At 72.5% G+C, this 21508-nt stretch carries 21 protein-coding genes, 1 tRNA gene and 1 pseudogene; 17 read left to right on the plus strand and 6 right to left on the minus strand.

What is annotated here, in order from left to right:
• The first annotated feature begins 8 nt into the window (after positions 1-8).
• The 4 genes and pseudogenes from E1294_RS13035 to E1294_RS57145 form a co-directional block, all read left to right on the plus strand.
• On the plus strand, positions 9-1004 hold the full coding sequence (locus tag E1294_RS13035) for a ribonucleotide-diphosphate reductase subunit beta (protein WP_132508205.1): 996 nt from the start codon (positions 9-11) through the stop codon (positions 1002-1004).
• Between the two features lie 16 nt (positions 1005-1020).
• On the plus strand, positions 1021-2103 hold the full coding sequence (locus E1294_RS13040) for a mechanosensitive ion channel family protein (RefSeq protein WP_246082983.1): 1083 nt from the start codon (positions 1021-1023) through the stop codon (positions 2101-2103).
• Positions 2104-2313: 210 nt separating this feature from the next.
• Positions 2314-2388, plus strand: a tRNA-Pro gene (locus tag E1294_RS13045).
• A gap of 167 nt (positions 2389-2555) precedes the next feature.
• Positions 2556-2993: pseudogene (locus E1294_RS57145) on the plus strand (transposase); the annotation flags it as partial.
• Between the two features lie 15 nt (positions 2994-3008).
• On the opposite strand, the gene E1294_RS13055 reads toward E1294_RS57145, so the two are convergent.
• Both E1294_RS13055 and E1294_RS13060 read right to left on the minus strand, forming a co-directional pair.
• Complete coding sequence (locus E1294_RS13055; protein ID WP_132508207.1) at positions 3009-3785, minus strand: class I SAM-dependent methyltransferase; 777 nt, start codon at positions 3783-3785, stop codon at positions 3009-3011.
• A 52-nt stretch (positions 3786-3837) separates the two neighbouring features.
• The gene (locus tag E1294_RS13060; protein WP_132508209.1) at positions 3838-4830 is read right to left on the minus strand and encodes a hypothetical protein; all 993 of its coding nucleotides are present in this window, start codon (positions 4828-4830) and stop codon (positions 3838-3840) included.
• Between the two features lie 185 nt (positions 4831-5015).
• Here E1294_RS13060 and E1294_RS13065 point away from each other — a divergent pair, with 185 nt between their 5' ends.
• The 3 genes from E1294_RS13065 to E1294_RS13075 all read left to right on the plus strand — a co-directional run bounded on the left by E1294_RS13065 (position 5016) and on the right by E1294_RS13075 (position 7583).
• Positions 5016-5801, plus strand: a complete 786-nt coding sequence (locus tag E1294_RS13065) for an FHA domain-containing protein (RefSeq protein ID WP_132508211.1) — start codon at positions 5016-5018, stop codon at positions 5799-5801.
• Between the two features lie 71 nt (positions 5802-5872).
• Positions 5873-7135, plus strand: a complete 1263-nt coding sequence (locus tag E1294_RS13070; protein ID WP_132508213.1) for an FAD-dependent oxidoreductase — start codon at positions 5873-5875, stop codon at positions 7133-7135.
• Complete coding sequence (locus E1294_RS13075) at positions 7128-7583, plus strand: MarR family winged helix-turn-helix transcriptional regulator (RefSeq protein WP_132508215.1); 456 nt, start codon at positions 7128-7130, stop codon at positions 7581-7583. The genes E1294_RS13070 and E1294_RS13075 overlap by 8 nt, the downstream gene beginning before the upstream one ends.
• A 9-nt stretch (positions 7584-7592) precedes the next feature.
• Here E1294_RS13075 and E1294_RS13080 read toward each other — a convergent pair whose 3' ends face one another.
• Positions 7593-8138: a GntR family transcriptional regulator gene (locus tag E1294_RS13080; protein WP_132508279.1), complete on the minus strand. Its 546-nt coding sequence runs from the start codon at positions 8136-8138 to the stop codon at positions 7593-7595.
• A gap of 109 nt (positions 8139-8247) precedes the next feature.
• Here E1294_RS13080 and aceE point away from each other — a divergent pair, with 109 nt between their 5' ends.
• The 4 genes from aceE to E1294_RS13100 all read left to right on the plus strand — a co-directional run bounded on the left by aceE (position 8248) and on the right by E1294_RS13100 (position 13418).
• A complete protein-coding gene (gene aceE / locus E1294_RS13085) occupies positions 8248-10707 on the plus strand; it encodes a pyruvate dehydrogenase (acetyl-transferring), homodimeric type (protein WP_246082984.1) in 2460 nt (819 codons plus the stop codon).
• 78 nt (positions 10708-10785) lie between these two features.
• Positions 10786-11391 (plus strand): bifunctional 4-hydroxy-2-oxoglutarate aldolase/2-dehydro-3-deoxy-phosphogluconate aldolase, encoded by a 606-nt coding sequence (locus E1294_RS13090; RefSeq protein WP_132508219.1) that lies wholly within the window; start codon positions 10786-10788, stop codon positions 11389-11391.
• A gap of 150 nt (positions 11392-11541) precedes the next feature.
• Entirely contained in the window at positions 11542-12678 is a 1137-nt protein-coding gene (locus E1294_RS13095) for an epoxide hydrolase family protein (protein ID WP_132508221.1), read from the plus strand.
• 140 nt (positions 12679-12818) lie between these two features.
• On the plus strand, positions 12819-13418 hold the full coding sequence (locus E1294_RS13100) for an AraC family transcriptional regulator (RefSeq protein WP_132508223.1): 600 nt from the start codon (positions 12819-12821) through the stop codon (positions 13416-13418).
• A gap of 30 nt (positions 13419-13448) precedes the next feature.
• On the opposite strand, the gene E1294_RS13105 is transcribed toward E1294_RS13100, so the two are convergent.
• The 3 genes from E1294_RS13105 to E1294_RS13115 all read right to left on the minus strand — a co-directional run bounded on the left by E1294_RS13105 (position 13449) and on the right by E1294_RS13115 (position 16452).
• A complete protein-coding gene (locus tag E1294_RS13105) occupies positions 13449-14849 on the minus strand; it encodes a pyridoxal phosphate-dependent decarboxylase family protein (RefSeq protein ID WP_132508225.1) in 1401 nt (466 codons plus the stop codon).
• Between the two features lie 74 nt (positions 14850-14923).
• Positions 14924-16054 carry a DUF1648 domain-containing protein gene (locus E1294_RS13110; protein ID WP_132508227.1) on the minus strand — a complete coding sequence of 377 codons (1131 nt, stop codon included), beginning with the start codon at positions 16052-16054 and terminating at the stop codon, positions 14924-14926.
• Positions 16051-16452, minus strand: coding sequence for a GntR family transcriptional regulator (locus E1294_RS13115; protein WP_132508229.1), 402 nt, complete (start codon positions 16450-16452; stop codon positions 16051-16053). The genes E1294_RS13110 and E1294_RS13115 overlap by 4 nt, the downstream gene beginning before the upstream one ends.
• 36 nt (positions 16453-16488) lie before the next feature.
• Here E1294_RS13115 and E1294_RS13120 point away from each other — a divergent pair, with 36 nt between their 5' ends.
• The 6 genes from E1294_RS13120 to E1294_RS13145 all read left to right on the plus strand — a co-directional run bounded on the left by E1294_RS13120 (position 16489) and on the right by E1294_RS13145 (position 21258).
• Positions 16489-16875, plus strand: a complete 387-nt coding sequence (locus tag E1294_RS13120; protein ID WP_132508231.1) for a hypothetical protein — start codon at positions 16489-16491, stop codon at positions 16873-16875.
• Complete coding sequence (locus tag E1294_RS13125) at positions 16872-17762, plus strand: ABC transporter ATP-binding protein (RefSeq protein WP_132508233.1); 891 nt, start codon at positions 16872-16874, stop codon at positions 17760-17762. The genes E1294_RS13120 and E1294_RS13125 overlap by 4 nt, the downstream gene beginning before the upstream one ends.
• Complete coding sequence (locus tag E1294_RS13130) at positions 17759-18553, plus strand: ABC transporter permease (RefSeq protein WP_132508235.1); 795 nt, start codon at positions 17759-17761, stop codon at positions 18551-18553. Before E1294_RS13125 ends, E1294_RS13130 begins: the two co-directional genes overlap by 4 nt.
• A gap of 46 nt (positions 18554-18599) precedes the next feature.
• On the plus strand, positions 18600-19340 hold the full coding sequence (locus E1294_RS13135; protein WP_132508237.1) for an SAM-dependent methyltransferase: 741 nt from the start codon (positions 18600-18602) through the stop codon (positions 19338-19340).
• A 116-nt stretch (positions 19341-19456) separates the two neighbouring features.
• Positions 19457-20167, plus strand: a complete 711-nt coding sequence (locus tag E1294_RS13140; RefSeq protein ID WP_132508239.1) for an SDR family oxidoreductase — start codon at positions 19457-19459, stop codon at positions 20165-20167.
• A gap of 146 nt (positions 20168-20313) precedes the next feature.
• A complete protein-coding gene (locus E1294_RS13145; protein ID WP_132508241.1) occupies positions 20314-21258 on the plus strand; it encodes a sulfite exporter TauE/SafE family protein in 945 nt (314 codons plus the stop codon).
• Positions 21259-21508 lie beyond the last annotated feature (250 nt).

The raw sequence follows: 21508 nt of genomic DNA on the forward strand, positions 1-21508 counted from the left end.
AGCCCGTCGTGCTGCTCGACCCCGGAATGGACCTCACCCTGCGCCCCATGCGCTATCCCGACTTCTACGAGCGTTACCGCGCGGCCATCCGCAACACGTGGACGGTCGAGGAGGTGGACCTGCACACGGACCTGGCCGACCTGGCCAGGATGACGCCGCAGGAACGGCACCTGATCAACCGCCTGGTCGCCTTCTTCGCGACCGGCGACTCCATCGTGGCCAACAACCTCGTGCTCAACCTCTACCAGCACGTCAACGCCCCCGAGGCGCGCCTGTATCTCAGCAGGCAGCTCTTCGAGGAGGCCGTGCACGTGCAGTTCTACCTGACCCTGCTGGACACCTACCTGCCCGACCCCGACGAGCGGGTGAAGGCCTTCGCCGCGATCGAGCACATCCCGTCGATCCGGGACAAGGCGGAGTTCTGCTTCAAGTGGATCGACTCGATCAACGGCCTCCGACGGCTGGAGACGGCGGCCGAGCGCCGCCAGTTCCTGCTCAACCTCATCTGCTTCGCCGCCTGCATCGAGGGCCTGTTCTTCTACGGAGCCTTCGCGTACGTGTACTGGTTCCGCTCCCGCGGCCTGCTCAACGGCCTGGCCACCGGGACGAACTGGGTGTTCAGGGATGAGTCCATGCACATGGAGTTCGCGTTCAGCGTGGTCGACACGGTCAGGGCCGAGGAGCCCTCGCTGTTCGACGACGAGCTGGGCGAGCAGGTCACCGGCATGCTGGAGGAGGCGGTGGCCGCCGAGCTGGCCTTCGCGGAGGATTTGTGCGGGGACGGCATGATGGGCATGGGGGTGACGCAGATGCGGCACTACCTGGAATATGTCGCCGATCAGCGGCTGGCCCGGCTGGGGCTGCCGAGAAGGTACGGTACAGCCAACCCGTTCGGGTTCATGGAGTTGCAGGACGTGCAGGAGCTGGCCAACTTCTTCGAGCGGCGGGTCTCGGCTTACCAAGTGGCGGTTGAGGGCAATGTGAGTTTTGACGAATCTTTTTAGGACATAGGGGGATCGAGTGCAGTATTCGGCGGGCTGGCCGATCCTCGCCATCGCGGTGATCGGCTCGATCCTCCTGGTGGAAGTGCTCCGGCGGATGCTGAACCGGGTGGGGCGCAAGTGGGCGCTCGCCCGTCACCTCGTGGAGCACTGCACCTGGCCCGCGTTCGCGGTGGCCGTCGTGGTGGCGGGCAACCTGGTGTTCGGGCCGGGCATGCTCGGCCCCACGCCCGCAGAGCGCGCCCTGGCCGCATCGGTCGAGCACGCGCTCGGCCTGGTCACGATCGCCGCGGTCACCTGGCTGATCGTGCAGGCCACGTACGCGCTGACGGACGTCGTGCTCGACCGGCTGGTCCAGGTCGAAGGGGACCGCAACCGCCGGGCGCGGCGGATCATGACGCAGATCGCGCTGGTCCGCCGCATCGCCTCCGCAGCCTTCATCGTGATAGCGCTCGGCGCCATGCTCTTCTCCTTCCCCCAGATGCGGGCGCTCGGCGCGGGCCTGCTCGCCTCGGCGGGCATCGCCGGCGCCATCGTCGGCATCGCGGCCCAGCCGACCATCGGCAACGCGCTGGCCGGGCTCCAGCTCGCCTTCAGCGACGCGCTCCGCCTTGAGGACGTGGTCGTCGTCGAGAAGGAGTGGGGCAGGATCGAGGAGCTCACGCTCACCTACGTCGTGCTGCGGCTGTGGGACGAGCGGCGGCTGGTCCTGCCGGTGTCGTACTTCACCCAGAACCCGTTCGAGAACTGGACCAGGCACGGCAGCCGGGTGCTCGCCGTGGTGTACCTGCGGGTGGACTGGTCGGTGCCGGTGCCGAAACTGCGGGAGGCGCTGTACGCGTTCCTGCAGGACAACCCGCTGTGGGACCAGAAGGAGTGGACCCTCCAGGTCACCGACGTGCTGCCGAACGGGCTGGTCGAGTTGCGCGCCCTGATGAGCGCCGCCGACTCGCCGTCGTCCTGGGACCTCAAGTGCGACGTACGCGAGTTCCTCGTCGAGCACGTCCGCGAGAACTACCCCGACGCGCTGCCCCGCTTCCGCGTCGACACTCCGGAGACACGCGCCGGCGTGAGCTGGACCGACGACCGCGACCGGCGATAAATAGGTGGCAACCGCGCCGGTCACGGGTTTACCGTAAAAGGGTCAAGGACGGCTGATGAGCGGCGGAAAGGGCGGCGACATGCGCGAACTGGGCACCATCCGGCCGTCGGCGGCCCTTCCCCGGCCGCTGCGAAGGCTTTCCGGATAATCCGTTCCTCGGATTTCCAGAAAGCCGCCTCAAGGATATCGAGGCGGCTTTTTCGTACGCGACCGAGTGTGGGGCAGTTTGGCCGCCCGCCTGCTTTGGGTGCAGGAGCGACGCAGGTTCGAATCCTGCCACTCGGACGGCGGCCCTGAAAGAAGAGGGCCGCGGGCCACGGCCTGGCCGGAGGGATTGGCGACCCCCGGCCGGACCACGCCCTCACCCCGGGCCGGCCCACGCCAGCCGGGCCCGGGGCCGTTAGCTGTTAGCTAGGTCATCAAGTGGGCGCGGAACGGGGATGCCGGTCCCGGTCGTCATCGACGACGCCGAGGTGGATGACGCTCTGGTGCCCGACATGACCGAAGTCCTCACCTCGTTCTGCGCCCGCCCGTACGGCAGGCACTCGGCCGCCCGTCGCGCCGAAGACGCCCTGCGCGCCGCTCGGGAGGTCGCGCGACCGAAGCCGCTCAAGGCCGCCCTGCGCAGGCTGCGTAAGGCGAGCAAGGCGGTCTCGAGGAAGCAGCGCCGCGCGAGCAACCGGGCCAGAGCTGTGAAGCGGCTCGCCAAGGTCCACCTCGACGTGGTCAGCCAGCAAGCGGATTTCCTGCACAAGACGACGACGATGCTCGCGAGATCCCAGCGGGCGATCGCCGTGGAAACCCTGAACGTGACCGGCACCCGGTTCGGCGCGGGATCGACGTCCGTCCAGGAGCGGTTCGCCGGCTCGTCAAGGGGAGTGGCCCGGTAAGGCGGGGATCCGCGTTCACGGGGTGCGGCGGGCGAGATAGAGGGCCGTCGTCACGCTCAGCGTCACCTGGTCGCCGAGGACGTCGCGCAGCGCGCCGAGGAAGCCGGCCCGCACGTCGTCGCCGAGCATCCGGATGGCCGAGCGCGTGGTCAGCAGCGCGAGGTAGTCGGTGGTGGAGAGCGTGCGCTCCGACGGATAGAGCCGGGCCGACAGGTCCTGGAACGCGGTCTGCCGTTCCAGTTCCCGCCACCACCCCGACGTCTCGATCGACGCCTCGGTCGGCAGCCCGGTGTCCGGGACGATGTGCGGTGTGTGCGCCCGGTAGACGGCGAGCGCCGCGTCCAGCACCGCGGCGTCCTTGATCATGTCGACGTGCCAGAACAGGGCGACGGCGCCTCCCGGGGCGAGCACCTCGGCCGCCTTGCGCCATCTGACGTCGGGGTCGACCCAGTGCCAAGCCTGCGCGCTGTACAGCAGGCCGAACGCCCGTTCCGGCCGGAAGTCCTCAAACGAGGAGATCACGACGCTCACGCCGGAGCGCTCGCCCAGCCGCCGGTCCAGGACGCCGGCCATCGCGGCGTCGGGCTCGACGGCGGTGAGATCGATGCCGCGGGCCGCGAACATCGCCGTGGCCTTGCCCGTGCCCGCGCCCGGCTCGACGGCCGGCGCGCCGTCGAGCCGGGCGTAGGCGAGGACGTCGTCCACCAGAGCGTCAGGGTAGGCGGGGCGGATCCTGTCGTACTCGTCGGCCACCTCACCGAACACCCTGGCTTGAACCCGCTCCGCGGTCATATGCGCCCTTTCGCCGTCTGTTTCCGCCTTTCTAGCAAAGCGGCGTGCGCCGTCATAGGGGCGCGCGATCGGCCGCCGTGATGGCCCGCAACATGTACGGGTGCAGCAGCTTCGCCCGCTGCCGCGGGATGCCGCCGGCGAGGGCCGCCTCGGCGAGCGCGTCCCTCAGCCATTCCACGTCCACGGGCCGCCCGTCGTCCCGCCTGAGCAGCGGCTCCCCGGCGGCCCGGTCCGACGACAGCGCCTCCAGCAGCGGCCGGACCGGGGGCGGCACCGGGAAGGCGACGATGTCGCCGCGGCTGTCGTGCACGGTGACGATGGCGAGCTCGCCGCCGGCCACCGGGTGCAGATCCTGGAGGGTCAGCTCGGCCAGGGCGTCGGCGGCGGCGCCGGTGGCGTCCAGCAGCGCGACGGCCGCGGCCTCGGCCTGCCGGCCGTCGGCGGCCAGCCGGGCGACACCCTGGCGGAGCAGCCTGCGGTCCTCCCGGGTGAGCGCGCCGGTGCCGGTGCCGGAGCCGGCGACGCGGTCGTGGCGCACGGCGCCGGACCGCCAGGCGAAGGCGTAGAAGGAGGACAGCACGCCGCGTTTCCTGCTCACCGTCGCGTTCGCCAGGGGCTTGCCGGGCACGCGGACACCGATGGTGAGGGCGCCGGCGCGCGCCGCGTCACAGTAGGTGTCGAGGTGGGCTCCGGTGACCGCGAGCAGCTCGACGGACGGCTCGGCCTCGCACAGCCAGCGCAGGAACGCGGCCAGGACCCGCAGGCGGACCTGCCTGGTGGCCGCGGACGGCCTTTCCCGCAGCCAGGCCGCCGCCGTGCGCCAGCTCAGCGGATCGAGGGAGTCGAGCAGGTCGACGTCGTCGCCGGGCACCTCTCCCGCGTCCTGCGGGCCGCGGCGCGGCCGCAGCCCGGCGATCTGCCCGATGCTGGTCGCGGCCGCGCTCGCGCCCGGGCCGGGGCCTCCGTCGCCGGAACCTAAGGCCATGCCCGCCGGCGGGGTGCTCTGTGCTCGACCGGCGGTCCCTGAGCCAGGCAGATCAGTCATGATCTTGATCATCTCACGGAGCTCGCCTCGCTCGCGTCCTCCTTCAGGACCTGTTTGCGGAGAACACCGTCGTCGCACGGGACCTGGTTGCGGAGACCACCGTCATCGCCCGGGCCGGGAGAGTCACCCGGGCGATCCGCGAGGATCGGGGTGCGGGGTGGCCGGGCGCCTGCCATTCTCGGACCATGACCGACAGATCCCGGGTGGACCTGCTTCCGGTTTCCGTGGGGGACCTGGCGTCGGGCGTGCCGCAAGCGCCTGTCGGCACGCTCTTCCTCATGGCCGCCAAGGGAGGGCTGGTGGCTCCGCCCAAGTACGGCTTCCCCCTGCTGTTCGGGCGCAACGAGCCCGACGTGCACCTGTGCGTGGGCGCGGGGGACCCGTGCGTGAGCCGCTGTCACGGCCGGTTGACCTGCTACGGCACCGAGTGGTGGATCCGTAACGAGGGACGCCTGCCCATCCGGCTGCCGCGCTCCAACCTGCTGGTGGAAGGCGCCGAGGTGCCGCTGGAGCCGGGCTACAGCCCGCTGTTCATCCGTACGGGGCCGCGCGTCGAGCACCTGCTCGAGGTGTGGGTGGTGGGCGGCACGGCGGACCGGCCACGCGCCGAGCCGCATGACCCGACCGGGCCGCGCCAGGCGTGGAAACTGGAGCCCGCCGAGCGGCTCGTCCTGACCTCGCTCGCCCAGCGTTACCTGCGCCAGGAGGAGTACGCGCAGCCGCTGTCGTGGAACCAGGTGTCGGAGGAGCTGAACGCCCTGTCCGGGAGCGCCCGCTGGACACCACATCGCGCGGCCAACGTGGTGGAACGGGTGCGCGCCGCCCTGTCCGGCAAGGAGGTGCGGGGGCTGACCCGCGACGAGGTCGGCGAGCCGGTCGGCAACGCGCTCAACCACAACCTGATCGTGGAGCTGCTGGAGACCACGACGCTCACGCCACGTGACCTGGCCCTGCTGAACGAGGACGGCTGAGGTCGCCTGACATGACGCTCAAGTATCAGGTACCTTATTAATGAAATCAGGTCCCTGATAGAGGAGCGGCCATGAAGGTGCTGATCATCGGAGCCGGCATGGGCGGGCTGACCCTCGCCCAGGCGCTGCGGCGTGCCGGGATCGAGGTCGCGGTCCACGAGCGCGACCCGGCCGTGGAGGCGACCGGCGGCTACCGGCTTCACCTCGACGACCTGGCCTGCGCGGCGCTGCGCCGCCACCTCGCGCCCGATCACTACCAGGCGCTTCTGGGCAGCTCGGCGGGGTGGCAGGCGTTCCGCCGCTTCGCCGTCGCCGACCACCGGATGCGGCTGCTGTTCGCCGAGCCGCGCGAACGCGCGCTGGAGACACTCATGATCGGCCGCATCCCGCTGCGCCGGCTCCTGGCTCACGGGCTGGACGACGCGCTGAGGTTCGGCGCCGAGTTCACCGGCCACCGGGCACATCCCGACGGCACGGTCACGGCGCACTTCGCCGACGGGAGCACCGACCGGGGCGATCTCCTCGTCGGGGCAGACGGCGTGGGCTCGCGGGTCGCCGCGGCGCTCGCCGGTCGCCCGACGTCGGCCCCCGCCGGGGTGAGCGGCATCGCCGGCCGCACCCCGCTGGACGGCCGGACCCGCCCGCTCGTCCCCGCGCTGCTGGCCGAGGGGCCGGCGCTGGCCTTCGGGCCGGGCGGCATCGGGATGTTCGTCACCGTCCACGACCCGGCGGCAGGCGCCGTGGTCGACCCCTCCTCCTGCGCCGGCGTGCCCGCCATGCTCGAGGAGCCCGCGCTCATCTGGGGCCTCCTCGCGCCCGACGGCCGCTTCCCCGGCAGGCCTCGCGAGCTGGACGGCGCGGGCCTCATACGGGTCACCGGCGTGCTGCTCGACGGCTGGGACGGGCGGTTGCGCGCGCTCGTCCGCGCCGGCGACCCGGCCACTGTGGCGTTCTTCCGCTTCCACGCCGCCGACCCCGCCGCAGACCTGACGCCCTGGTCGGCCGGCGCCGTCACCGCGCTGGGCGACGCCGTCCACGCCATGCCGCCCACCGGCGGGCGTGCCGCGGCCACCGCGATCCGCGACGCCGACCTCCTGGCCGGCGAGCTGGCCCGCGCGCACGCGGGGGAGTCCACCGTCCCGATGGCCGTGCACCGCTACCAGAGCGGGATGGCCGCCTACGCGGGCGACGCGATCCGCACGTCGATGCAGCCGCTGGGCTGGGTGCACCGGCTCGCCGGCCCGGTCGGGACGGGGCTGGCGCGGCTGAGCCTGCCCGCTCTGGCCACGGCCGCCCGGCTCGGCCGCCGCGTGACGGGAGCCCGCGTTGCCTGAGCGGCGGCCCGGCTACGGGGCCTGGCCCGACGGGGAGCCGGACCTGCCGCTCTGGGAGCTGATCCAGACCTCCCACGTGGTCGCCAGGGGTTTCACTGCGCTCTTCGCCTCGGTCGGGCTCACCCCGACGCAGTTCGGCGTGCTGGCCACGCTCGCCTCCGGAGAGGATCTCAGCCAGGCCGAGCTCGCCCGCGCGGTCATGGTGCGTCCGCAGAGCATGAACGAGTTGTTCGTGTCCCTGCTCAAGCGCGGCCTGGTCGAGCGCGACGGTCCAGGGGGGCGCGGGCGCAGGACGGGGTTGCGGATCACCGAGGCGGGCCGTGAGCTGCTGGCCCGGGCACAGCCCAAGGTGGAGGAGTTCAACGCGCCGGAGGCCATCGAGTTGTCCGCCGCCGAGGCCGCGGAGTTGTCCCGGATGTTGCGCGCCGTCCGCGATGCCCTCGCCTGACCCGTTCGCTCAGGGGGCGTAGCCGAGCACGTGGTCCCGCAGCAGGCGGCCGACCTCCGGGTCGCCGCGGTCGAAGGACTCGACGAGGGGCTCGTGGTCGGCGGCGTTCTCGTACGGCCGCATCCTGAACAGCCGGATCGACACGTGCGTCCACACCTCGATGCCCAGCGACTCCCACACCGAGACCAGCACCGCGTTGCCGGACGCGGCCACGATCTCGCGGTGGAAGCCGACGAGGTGGCGCACCTGGCCGTCGAGCGAGCCGGCGGCGGCGGCGTCGTGCATGCGGGCCACGTGTGCCCGCAGCGCGGGGACGGAGGGGCTGCCCAGGCGGGTGGCCGTCTCCTCGAGGCCCGCCCGCACCTGGTAGACCTCGCGCAGGTCGGCCGGGGTGAAGCCGCGCACCCGCGCGCCCTTGTTGGGTGAGGACTCGACCAGCCTGAGGGCTTCGAGCTCGCGCAGCGCCTCGCGTACGGGTGCCTGGCTGACCTGGAGCTCGGCGGCCAGACGGCGCTCCACGATGCGGTCCCCGGGCTCCCAGCGGCCGCTGATCATGCCCTCGACCAGCACGTCGCGGATCTCGTCACGCAGCGGCGGCCGCGCCACAGGCTCCACGGAGTAGTCCTCTCATCATATGATCGATCATAGGGTGTTTAATGGAAGCATGCAGAGAGATCTGGATCCTCAGGAGACCGCCGAATGGCTCGAATCGCTCGAGGCGGTCCGGCGGGAGGCCGGTCCCGATCGGGCCGACTACCTGCTGCGCAGGCTGGCCACGAGCACGCGCTATCTCAACACGGTGCCCACGGCGGAGGAACCCGCCTACCCGGGCGACCTCGCGCTGGAGGAGCGAGTCGCGGCCTACGACCGGTGGAACGCCGCGGCCATGGTCACCCGGGGCGCCAAGCTGGGGCTCGGCGGTCACCTGGCCACCTACGCCTCGGCCGCCTGGCTCTATGAGGTGGGGTTCAACCACTTCTTCCACGCCGGCCACGACCAGGTCTATTTCCAGGGGCACGCCTCTCCCGGCGTCTACGCCCGCGCCTTCCTGGAAGGACGGCTGAGCGAGGAGCACCTCGACCTGTTCCGCCGCGAACCCGAGGGAGGGCTGCCGTCCTACCCGCACCCGAGGGCCATGCCGGACTTCTGGCAGTTTCCCACCGTATCGATGGGGCTCGGCCCGCTCAACGCGATCTACCAGGCCAGGTTCAACCGCTACCTGCACAATCGCGGCATCAAGGACACCTCGCGCAGCCATGTCTGGGCCTTCCTCGGCGACGGAGAGATGGACGAGCCCGAGTCCACCGCCGCCCTCACGCTGGCGGCACGGGAGGGGCTCGGCAACCTCACCTTCGTGATCAACTGTAACCTCCAGCGGCTCGACGGACCCGTCCGCGGCAACACCCGTGTCGTGCAGGAGCTGGAGAGCGTCTTCAGGGGCGCCGGCTGGCACGTCGTCAAGGCGCTGTGGGGTCGGGAGTGGGACGACCTGCTCGGCTCCGACGAGCTGGTGGCCAGGCTCGGTGAGGTGCCCGACGGCCAGTTCCAGACGTACGCCGCCTCGTCCGGCGCCTACATCAGAGAGCACCTGTTCCACGGCCTGGACGTGCCGCACTCCGACGAGGACCTGCGGCGCGTCGTCGGCGGGTCGCGGGCGGGCCACGAGCCGCGCAAGGTGTACGCCGCCTACCGCAAGGCGCTGGAGCACACCGACGCGCCCACCGTCGTCCTCGTCCAGACGGTCAAGGGCTGGACGCTCGGCGCCGGGATCGAGGCGCGCAACGCCAACCACCAGGTGAAGAAGCTCACGCAGGACGAGTTCCGCGTCATGGGCGAGCGGCTCGGCCTGCCTCTTCCCGCCGGGGCGCTCGACGGTGAGCTGCCGCCCTACCTGCACCCCGGCCCTGATTCGCCCGAGGCACGCTACATCGCCGAGCGGCGATCCGCCCTGGGCGGGCCGATTCCCCGGCGCACGGCCTCCCACCAGCTCCTGCCGCAGCCCGGCGAGCGGCCCTTCCGCGGCCTGGCCAAGGGCTCGGCGCAGCCGGTGGCCACCACGATGGCGTTCGTCCGGCTGGTCAAAGACCTGATGCGGGAGCCGGAGACCGGGCGGCGCTGGGTGCCGATCGTGCCCGACGAGGCCAGGACGTTCGGCATGGAGTCGCTCTTCCCCACCGCGAAGATCTACTCGCCCCACGGCCAGCGCTACGACGCCGTCGACAGGGAGCTGCTGCTGTCGTACAAGGAGGCGGTCGACGGGCAGATCCTCATCGAGGGCATCACCGAGGCGGGGTCGATGGCGTCGTTCACCGCCGCGGCCTCCAGCTACGCCACCCACGGCGAGCCGATGATCCCCTTCTACATCTTCTACTCGATGTTCGGCTGGCAGCGGACCGGCGACCAGATGTGGGCCCTGGCCGACCAGCTCGGCCGCGGATTCCTCATCGGCGCGACCGCCGGGCGCACCACGATGACGGGGGAGGGGCTGCAGCACGCCGACGGGCACTCGCAGCTGCTCGCCTCGGCCAACCCCGCGTGCCTGGCCTACGACCCCGCCTTCGCGTACGAGGTGGGGGTGATCGTGCGGGACGGGCTCAGACGCATGTACGGCCCCGCGGCCGAGAACGTGTTCTACTACCTGACCCTCTACAACGAGCCGATGCCGCAGCCCGAGATGCCCGAGGGTCCCGGGAAGGGCATCGAGGAGGGCATCGTCAAGGGCATCTACCGCTACTCCGCCGGAGGCGGCGCCGCCCACCTGCTGGCCAGCGGCACCGCGATCCACTGGGCGCTGGAGGCGCAGCGGCTGCTGGAGGAGGAGTACGGCGTCGGCGTCGACGTGTGGTCGGTGACCTCGTGGAGCGAACTGCGCAGGGAGGCCATGACCGCGACGGGCGTGCCCTACCTGCGGCAGGCCATGGCGGGGATGACTGGGCCGGTGATCGCGGTCAGCGACTGGATGCGGGCGGTGCCCGACCAGATCCGGCCCTGGATCGACCGGCCGTGGACGTCGCTCGGCACCGACGGGTTCGGGCTTTCGGGCCCGCGTGAGGACGTACGCCGCCACTTCGGGGTGGACCCGCGCTCGATCGCGGACGCGGTGCTCAAGGCGGTCGAGGAGTAGGGCTGCCCGCCTGGTCCGGCCAGGCCGTCCGATATATTGCGAAATGTCGTGATCATTAGGGCCGAGGAGGAAACATCCATGGACGCCGATCAGTTCTTCGGCCGGCACCTCGACCGCATCCCGATCCTCGGCATCTTCCGCAACCTCGACCCCGAGGCGACCGTGGCGATGTGCGAGCGGGCCTGGGAGTTCGGGGTCGAGCTCATCGAGGTGCCCGTGCAGACGTCCAGCGCGCTGCCGTCGCTCCGGGCGGCCGTCGAGGCCGCGAAAGAGCGCGGGAAGAGCGTCGGCGCGGGAACGGTGACCACGGCCGCGCAGCTGTCGGCGGTGCACGACCTGGGGGCGGCGTTCACGGTCGCGCCCGGCCTGCACCCCGAGGTCGTCGCCGAATCGCGCCGCCTCGGGCTGCCGCACCTGCCGGGCGTGGCCACCGCCACGGAGATCGCCGTTGCCCTCGCGCACGGCTTCACCTGGCTCAAGGCGTTCCCCGCCAAGCAGCTGGGGGCCAACTGGATCATCGCCCAGCTGGCGCCGTTCCCCTCCGTCCGGTTCGTCGCCACCGGCGGGATCGACGCCGCCAACGCGGCCGACTTCCTGGCGGCGGGGTGCCGCGCCGTGGCCGTTGGGTCGGCGCTCAACGATGACGAGGCGCTGGCCAAGCTACGCGCGAGCATCCCGGCGTGACGCCACCCCCGCGGTGATCCGCACGGGTCACGGGCGCGAAGCCGTCCTGCCCGTGCGGCCCGTCCGTATCGTTGTGGAACGCTCCAGGATCGCTTGCGCGGTTGAACCGTATGGCGTACGGTACGACGTACGACAACCCTGGAGGAATCCTTGACCGACATCCGGCCCTTCCGCCTCGAAACCGCCCAGACCGACCTCGACGACCTGGGCGCGCGGCTCGATCGGGTGCGCTGGCCGGACGAGGTGCCCGGCCACGGCTGGCGCCACGGCGTGCCTCTCGCCCACCTCAAGCGCCTGGTCGAGCACTGGCGCACCGGCTACGACTGGGAGGCGGCGCGGGCCGAGCTCAACCGGCATGATCAGTTCGTCACCGAGATCGACGGGCAGCGCGTGCACTTCCTGCACGTCCGCTCCACGGACCCCGGCGCGCTGCCGCTGCTGATCACCCATGGCTGGCCCAGCTCCCCGGTCGAATATCTCGACGTGATCGAGCCGCTCAGCCGCGACTTCCACCTGGTCATCCCGTCCCTGCCGGGCTACGGCCTGTCCGGGCCCACCCGCGAGACCGGATGGGGCTCCACCCGCATCGCCCGCGCCTGGCTGGAGCTCATGACCCGGCTCGGCTACGAGCGCTTCGGCGTGCAGGGCGGCGACTGGGGCACGTGGATCTCGCGCGAGGTCGGCGTCCTCGCCCCTGAACGGGTCGCCGGGATGCACGGCAACGGCATCATCTGCTTCCCCATCGGCGCCCCCGGCGAGTTCGACGGGCTGAGTGAGGTCGAGCGTGAGCGCCTGGCCTTCCGCGAGAGCTACATGACCGAGCAGTACGCCTACAAGCTCATCCAGTCGGCCCGCCCGCAGACCTTCGCCTACGGCATGGCCGACTCGCCGGTGGCGCTGCTGGCCTGGTTCGCCGGCGTCTACCACGAGTGGAGCGACACGGAGGTCGGCTCGGAGGTCGGCACGGGGATCGACACCGACCGGTTGCTCACCACGGTCATGCTCTACTGGCTGACCAACACCGCCGGCTCGGCCGCCCGGTCCTTCGTCGAGACGCCCGACACCGAGACGGACACCGGCGTCGAGTGGGAGCTCAAACCCGCGACCGTGCCCACCTCGATCTCGGTGTTCCCGAAGGACATCCTGCGGCCCATCCGGCGCTTCGCCGAGCGTGACAACAACATCGTCGGCTGGGTGGAGCACGAGCGGGGCGGCACGTTCGCCGCTCTGGAGCAGCCGGAGACGTTCGTCGCCGACGTGCGTGCGTTCTTCACCGGCCTGCGCTGAGCAGGCCACCCCTCCGTGGTGTGGATCGCCTGGTGGTTCCTCGGCACGGTCGCCGCTCAGGTGGTGATCGTGCCGCTCTACCTCTAGGCGGGCCGGGGTGCGCGTCCGAACACGCCAGGGGTGCGCGTTACCGTGTGCGCATGAACGTGCGGTACTGGCGTGACCCGCTGTGGGGCGGCGTGGACCTGATGCGGGCCCGGTTCACGGGCCACCCGTTCGCCCGGCACAGCCACGACACGTACGCGATCGGCGTCGTCGAGGAGGGCCTGGAGGAGATCGCCTTCCCCGACGGGCCACGGTGCACCGGCGCCGGCGAGGTCGTCATGATCGACCCGGGCGTCGTGCACACCGGACGGGCGCGCACGCCTGACGGCTGGACCTACCGCGTCCTGTACCCCAGGCCGGAACAACTGGCGGCCATCGCCGACGAGGCCGGCGCCTCCGGCGGGCCTCCGGCCTTCACCACCTGGTCGGCCGCCGACGAGCGAGCCTCCGCGCTGCTGCGGTCCTTCCGCCGCGCGTACGGGCTGCCGCCGCACGCCTACGTCGTCCAGCTGCGGGTGAGGCGCGCCCGCGCCCTGCTGGAGCGGGGGACGCCGCCGGCGGAGGCGGCGGTGGCCGCCGGGTTCTGCGACCAGTCGCACCTGTCACGGCACTTCCGTCGCATGGTGGGGGTGACACCGGGCGCCTACCAGCGGGGGGTGCTGGCGGGCCGGCCGGTCAGCGGGACGCGCGGATGACGGGGATCGTGGTCCGGGCGGGCCGCGCGGTCAGCGGGACGCGCGGATGACGCGGAGCGCCTCCTCCACGTGGTCGGCGCGGGTGCGAAAACTGAGCACGCACAGGCGCAGGTAGAACGCACCCCCTAGGGTGGTGCTCGACAGGTAGACCCGGCGCGTGGCGTTGATCCGGTCGAGGAAGCGCCGGTTGGCGTCGTCGGAGCCCCGCAGGCGGAAGGGCACCACGCTCAGATCCGGCTGCCACGGCACCTCCAGCCGCGGATCGGCGGACAGCTCCCGGTGCACCACCCCGGCCAGGTCGAGCTTCTCGTCCAGCGCCTCCTCGAAGGCCCGCACGCCGTGCAGGTGGAGCGGCAGCCACAGCCGCAGGCCGCGGAACTCCCGGGTGAGCTCCACGCCCAGGTGCCCGTAGTCGGGCAGCCCGTCCACCTCGTGGATGTCCTGCAGGTACCGGCCGCCGCCCGCGTGCGCGGCGCGCAGCACGGCCGGCTCGCGTGCGAGCAGCACGCCCGTCCCGTACGGCAGGAACAGGCTCTTGTGCGGGTCGAACGTGATCGAGTCGGCCCCCTCGATCCCGGCGAGCCGCTCCCGCCCGCGCCGGGTGAGCTGGAAACCGCCGCCGTAGGCCGCGTCGACGTGGAACCACAGCCCCTGCTCGCGAGCCAGCCGGACCAGGTCCGCGAGCGGGTCGACGGCGCCCGTGCTGGTGCTGCCCGCCGTGCCCGCCAGCAGGAAGGGGCGCAGCCCGGTGGCGCGGTCCTCAGCGATCATGCGGGCCGCCTCGCCGACGTCCATGCGCAGGTCCGCGGTAGTGGGGACGGTCCGGATCCGCTCGGCGGGCAGGCCGGCGATCTGGGCGGCCTTGGCCAGGCTGTAGTGCGTGTGCTCGGTCACGTACGCGGTGCCGTCGCCGAACGCGGGGCCGAGCCGGTCGTGCCGGGCGGCCACCACCGCGGACAGGGTGGCCGCCGAAGCGCCGGTGGTGATCAGCCCGCCCGCGCCGGACGGCAGCCCGAACAGGCCCGCCATCCAGGTGAGCACGCTCTCCTCCATCGCGACCAGCGCGGGCGCGGTCTGCGCCACGCCGGTGTAGCGGTTGGCCACCTGCGCGAGCAGCTCGGCCAGGGCCGACGAGACGAGGCCGCCCGCGGGGAAGTAGGCCAGGTAGCCGGGTCCCGCCGTGTTGACGCCCTGCCCGGCGGCCTGGCGGAAGGTCTCGATCAGGGTGCCGAAGTCGCCCGGCTCGCCGGCCGGCGGCCGGCGGAGCAGCGTGGCCAGCCGGCCGGCGTCGCGGTAGTCGCTGGCGGGCTCGTCCGGCAGCTCGGCGACCTGCCGGACGATGAGGTCGACGGCCTGGCGGCCCAGCTCGGCGACGGTGTGCGGGGCGAGGTCCAGGGGGAGTGCGGTGTGGCGTTCCTGCTGGGTGGTCATGTCCCGACACGGTAGGGAACTGGGCAGAGGCGAGGATTGGACGTTCTTGCACCTTTCAGGTGGCGGGGCAGCGGTCAGAAGAGGCTCTCCCGCCGGGGCAGGTCGATCACTCTGGTGAGGGCGAGCAGCCCCAGCAGCACCAGCGCGGCGAGGACGGCCCACGTGACGGGGTGGCCGAGGTTGAGCGTCCAGGTGGCGCCGATCCTGGCGGGCACCAGCAGGGCCGTGTCATGCCGGTTGAGATAGACGGTGCCGCCCAGGAACCAGTGGCGGTCGTCGTCGCGCTGCGTGGCCCCGGTGTCCTCGGTGTCCTCTCCCGGCAGGGCCGGCAGGCGGTGCCCGGCGTGGCCGACGCGGATCTCCCGGACGACCCAGGCCACGAGCAGCGCGACGAGCGGGACGTACGTCGCGATCCGCCAGACGAGTGACGGCGGGACCAGCTGCCACAGCTGCAGGGACGTGACCAGCAGCCCGAGGTTGAGACAGGCCGCTCCGGCGAGCGTCAGCCGGGCCACGCCGCGCAGGTAGACGCGGTATCTCCGGGCCGAACCCGCGGGACGGGCGGCGTCGAGATCCGGCCGGGCGCGCAGGACGAGCAGCGTCACCACGGGGACGAGCAGGGTGATCCCGGTCTGGATGAGCACCGGCTCGGACGCGGCCCACGGGGTGAGGGCCCGCGCCGGGGCGGCCGGGTCGACGCCGTACCCCTGGAACGACGGCAGGGCGCTCAGCGAGCCGTACCGCCACCAGCCCACACCCGCGGTGACCAGCGTGATCACGAGCGCCGGCAACGCCCACGCCCAGGGCACGCGCACCGGATCGGTGCGGAACGTGGTGTCCACGGCGACGCGCTGGCGCAGACCCTCCTGCCAGCCTCCGTCGCGCTTGGCCGCGCGGACCCTGCGGCCGGCCCGCACGTAGAGCGCCAGGTCCGCGACGCCGAGCACGACGCCGACGCCGCTGATGAAGCCGGCGCCCCGGCCGGCCGCCACGAGCGGCACGCCTGCGGCGGCGGCGCACAGGGCGGCGAGGAGCACCAGCCTGGTGTAGACACGGCGCTGCCCGATCACCTCGGGGTCGGCGACGTACGCGTGCGGCACCAGCACCCCGAACGGCGTCGTCGGCCTGGTCAGCGCCGGCAGCGCCAGCGACACCCCGGTCACCAGGGCGATCGTGGCCAGCAGGGTGGCGATGGGCAGCGTCATGGGGTCGTCTTCTCCTCGGCTCGGAATTCCGACAACACGGCGTGGCAGCGGCGTACGACCTCGTCGCGGTCGAGGCCGTGCACGGTGGCCTCGGCCAGCAGCACGCGGGCGCGCTCTTCCCAGCCCGCCACGAAGCCGGGCTCCGCCCGGCCTGACGAGGGATCGCGCCTGACGACCGCGCCGCTCTTGCGGTTGACGCGGATGACGCCTTCGCGCTTGAGCAGGTCGTACGCCTTGTTGACGGTGTGGAAGTTGATCCCGAAGTCGGCCGCGAGCTGGCGGGTGGAGGGCAGGGCGTCGCCCTCCACGGCCTCGCCCCTGGCGATCGCCTCCACGATCCGGTCCCGGATCTGCTGGTAGATCGGGACCTCACCGTCGAGATCGATGTGCAGGTTCACGTCCACAGCTTATCTGATATACAACTAATAGAACAGATGGAACTCAGCAACGATGGGAGCTCGGCCATGTTCACCCTCGACATCACCCCGACCACGCTCACCGTGCGCTACGAGCGCTGGACACGGCTCTTCGTCCGCAGGTCGCGCACCGACATCCCGCTGGCGGCGATCCGCGAGGTCGTGCCCGTGGCCCGCCCCCTGGCCCAGGCCAGGGGCCTGCGTGCGGGCCTCGTCGTCAACGGCGTGCTCAAGGCCGGCACGTGGTCGGGCTTCGACGGCGTCAGGCGGCTGGTGTGCGCCCGGCGTGGCGAGCCCGGGCTGCGCATCGTGCTCGACCGGCGCATCGACGGCGTCGACGAGCTGGTGCTCAGCCTGGCCGGCGCCGAGGGCGTCCGGCGCAGGCTGGCGGGAGCGGCCGCGTGACCGCCGTCGAGGTGCGCGGTCTCGGCAAGGCGTACGGCCCCGTGGCCGCCGTCACCGACCTGAGCTTCGACGTGCCGCCGGGCGAGGTCACGGCCTTCCTCGGTCCCAACGGGGCGGGCAAGACCACCACCATGCGCATGGTGCTGGGCCTGGTCGCCCCCGACACCGGCAGCGCCACCATCGGCGGGGTGCGCTACGCCGGCCTGCGCCGCCCGGCCGCGACCGTCGGCGCCGTCCTGGACACCTCCGGGTTCCACCCCGACCACACCGCCCGCGCCCACCTGCAGGTGTACGCGCGGATGGGCGGCTTCCCCCGCCACCGCGCGGAGGAGGTCATGGATCTGACCGGCGTGACCCCGTTCGCCGAGCGCCTCACCCGCGCCCTGTCCACCGGCATGCGCCAGCGCCTCCACCTGGCGACCGCGCTGCTCGGAGACCCGGGCGTGTTGCTGCTCGACGAGCCCGCCAACGGCCTCGACCCCGAGGGCAACGCCTGGCTGCGCGGCTTCCTGCGCGAGCTGGCCGCGCAGGGCCGCGCCGTCCTGGTCTCCAGCCACGTGCTGAGCGAGGTGGAACAGCTCGCCGACCGGGTGGTGGTGATCCGCGAGGGCCGGCTCGCCGTCGCGGGCCCGGTGGCCGACCTGTACGGCGACCCTGGCGTGCTCATCCGCTCACCCGGCGCCGCCACCCTGCGCGCGCTCCTGCCCGGCCTGGGGGAGGGTGTCACCGCCGAGTGCACGGCCGAGGACGCGCTGCTGGTCCACGGGCTGCCCGCCGACCGTATCGCCGCGGAGGCGAGCGCGCACGGCATCCCCCTGCACGAGATCACCCCGATCCGCCCCACGCTCGAACAGACATTCCTCAATCTCACCGGAGGGCCCGCATGACCGCTTTCGTCCTGGCGGAGTGGCGCCGCCTGATCAGCGCCAGGCTCTGGCGGTGGGGGGTGCTTGCGGCGATCTGCAGCGGCGCGTTCGCCGCGCTGCTCGCCCTCATCGGGCCGGAGAACTTCGATCCGCCGCTGCCCGGCCTGCACACCACGGAGGGCACGCGCGTGGTGCTCGGCCTGCTCGGGCTGCTCGCGTTCGTGCCCGCGCTGCTGGGCACGTCGGCGGTGGCGGCCGAATACCGCCACCGCACCATCACGACCACGGTGCTGTACGCGCCCCGGCGATGGACCGCGCTGGCCGCCAAGATCGTCACGTTCGCGGCGGCCGGCCTGGCCTACGGGGCGATCACCGCGGCCGTCGCCGCCGCGGGGCTCTTCACGGCCGCCGCCGCCAAGGGCGTCACCCTAGGGCTGCCCGCAGGCGAGGTGCTCGGGCTGCTGGCCAGGATCGCGGTGACCATGGGCGTCTACACGCTGCTCGGTGTGGGCTTCGGCGCCCTGCTCCGCAACCAGGTGGCCGCGCTCGTCGTGCTCGGCTCGTACTTCTACGTCGTCGAGACCGCGCTGTTGCTCGTCCCCGGGGTCAAAGCGCTCTACCCCTACCTGCCCGGCGGGGCCACCGCCGCCCTGACCGGCTTCACCTACCTGGCCGACGCCGTCGCCGCCCAGGCCGGCGGGGAGGCGGGCGCCCTGCTGCCCGCCTCGCTGGGCGGCGCCGTCCTCGTGGGCTATGCCGCGCTGGCCGCGCTCGCCGCCGTCGCGGTCTCGTTGCGCAGGGACATCACCTGAAAAAGGGCGCGCGGGCCGCGGGGGCGCTCCGGCATAATCCTCCGGGATGCATCGACAACTGCTCAGCCACCTCGCCCATCGTGACCACCCCATCGCCGCCCCCATCACCGCCGCCGCCCTCGAACGCCTGCTCAGGCGGGCGCGGCTGCCGGCGGACGCGCGCGTCCTCGACCTCGGCTGCGGCGAGGCCGAGTGGATCATCAGAGCTCTGGAACTCCACCCCAAGGCGACGGTCGACGGGGTGGACGTGTCCGAGGCCGCGCTCGCCGCGGCCGCCGAGCACGCCGCGGCCCGCGGCGTGTCCGACCGGCTCCGCCTGCACCACACCACCGCCGCCGACTTCACCGGTCCCGAGCCGTACGACCTCGTCCTGTGCGTCGGCGCCACCCACGCCTTCGGCGGCCTGACAGGGTCGCTGCAGGCCATGCGCCGCCACCTTCGTCCCGCCGGGCGGGCTCTCGTCGGGGAGGGCTTCTGGGAGACGACACCCTCACCGGAGACCTTGGCCCTGCTGGACGCGGGCCTCGACGAGTACGCCGACCTCGCGGGCACGGTGGAGCGGGCCGAGCACGCCGGCTACGCCACCGTCCACGCCCACACCAGCACGCGCGCGGAGTGGGACGAGTACGAATGGTCCTGGACCGGCTCGCTGACCGACTGGGCGCTCGACCACCCGGGCTCCGACGGCGACGCCGCCCTGGCAGCGGCCCGCGATCACCGTGCCACGTGGCTCCGCGGCTACCGCGACGTCCTCGGTTTCGTCACCTTCCTGCTCCGGCCGGTGTGAGAGCCGCGTCACGTGCCGTGCCCGGGTCGTTACGGGGCGCGTGAGTTCCACGTGCCTGGTCATCGCCGGGCTGGCGGGAAGGCCATGAGCATCACGAGCCGCCTTGAGAGAGGGTCATGAACATCACCCACACTGTCGTCACAGGCGCCGCCGGCGGCATCGGCAGGGCCCTGGCCGCCGGCCTGCGCGCGACAGGGGCGCACGTCGTGCTCGCCGACATCGACGCGGCCGGGCTCGCCGCCGCCTCCGCCGAGCTGGAAGCCGACGCCGTGCCCACCGACGTCGCCGATCCCGCGGCGATGGAGGCGCTCGCCGCCGCCGCGCCCGGCGCCGACCTGGTGTGCCTGAACGCCGGCATCGTCGGCCGGGACCTCGGCGCGCCGTGGGAGGTGAGCGACGACGACTGGGACAGGGTGTTCGCCGTCAACGTGGGCGGAGTGCGTAACGGCCTGCGTGCCTTCGTCCCCAGGCTGCTCGCGGCGGGGCGGCCGGCGCACATCCTGGTCACGGCGTCGCTGGCGGGGCTGGTGACGTTCCCCGGCGGCGGGGCCTACGCCGCCTCGAAACATGCCGTGGTGGCCCTGGCCGAGCAGGCCGCGCTGGCGCTGGAGGGCACGCCGGTCGGGGTGACGCTGCTCTGCCCCGCGCTCGTACGGACGGCCATGTCGCCCCGGGGCGAGGGCCCGGCGGTCATCGCGGACGCGGCGCTCGCGGCGGTCCGGGAGGGCCGCTTCGTCGTGACCCCGGACGAGTGGCGCGCGGCCGTCTCCCATCGCGCCGACCGGCTGGCCTCCGGCGCTCGCCCCGAGACTCCTTCACCCGCGTAGCGCGGGCCGCGGCGCCCCTTCAGCCGGCCGCGCAGGGGATCCCGACGGTGCTGCCGGGTCGCTGACCTGTCACGTCTTGACTCGATCCCGTAACTCGTAGAGAGTAATCCTACTTGTACAGTAGGAATGATAGGAAAGAGGGGATCGTGCGAGCGCTAATCCTGCTCGGGCTGGTCGGCTTCGCGGCCCAGCTCGTCGACGGCAGCCTGGGCATGGCCTACGGTGTCACCTCGACCACGTTGCTGCTCGCCATCGGCACCAACGCGGCCGCGGCCTCCGCCACCGTGCACCTGGCCGAGATCGGCACCACGCTCGTTTCGGGCCTGTCCCACTGGCGCTTCGGCAACGTCGACTGGAAGGTCGTCGCCAAGATCGGTGTCCCGGGAGCCGTCGGCGCCTTCGCCGGGGCGACGTTCCTGTCCAGCCTGTCGACCGAGGTCGCCGCGCCGGTCATGTCGATCATTCTGCTGGTGCTGGGCGCCTACATCCTGGTCCGCTTCACCGCCCTGGGGCTGCCGCGCGGCAATCTGGGCAAGCCGCTGCGCAAGAGGTTCCTGGCGCCGCTCGGGCTGCTGGCCGGTTTCGTCGACTCCACCGGCGGTGGCGGCTGGGGGCCGGTCGGCACGCCGGCGATCCTGGCCAGCGGCCGCCTGGCCCCGCGTAAGGTGATCGGCTCCATCGACGCCAGCGAGTTCCTGGTCGCCATCGCCGCCAGCATCGGCTTCTTCGTCGGCCTCGGCTCGGAGAACATCAACTTCTCCTGGGTGGTGGTGCTGCTGATCGGCGGTGTCATCGCCGCGCCCATCGCCGCCTGGTTGGTCCGCCACATCCCGCCCCGCATCCTCGGCTCCTCCGTCGGCGGGATCATCGTCCTGACGAACGCCCGCACCCTGCTGCGCAGCGACTGGATCGACGCCTCCAGCTCCGTGCAGACGGTCGCCTACGTGATCATCGCCGCCATCTGGGCGGCGGCGATCGCCTACTCGGTCCGCGAATACCGTCGCGACAAGGCCAACGAGTCGGTCGAGGGGGTCGAGAGCGAGCTGCGGCGCAAGACCGGGGACACGGAGGAGGAGACGGCCTCCGCCTGAGGCCCGCGCATCCGGGCCCGGCTCTCGTCCGCGGGCCGGGCCCGCGGCGCTGACCCGCCTATGAGAATCTCTGCGCGCACCCGGTACGCACTCGGCGCCATGCTCGCCCTCGCCGCGGCGGACGGCCCGGCCTCATCCACAGTCAGCGGGGCCCCGACGGGGGTACTGGCTCGCCCGCCCGGCCGAGGACATCGCCCGGGCTGGAGGCGCCATGAACGGTGAGCTCCGCCCACCGCCGTCCCGCGGCCGG

The organism is Nonomuraea diastatica, from assembly GCF_004349015.1.
GTDB classification, from domain to species: Bacteria; Actinomycetota; Actinomycetes; order Streptosporangiales; family Streptosporangiaceae; genus Nonomuraea; species Nonomuraea diastatica.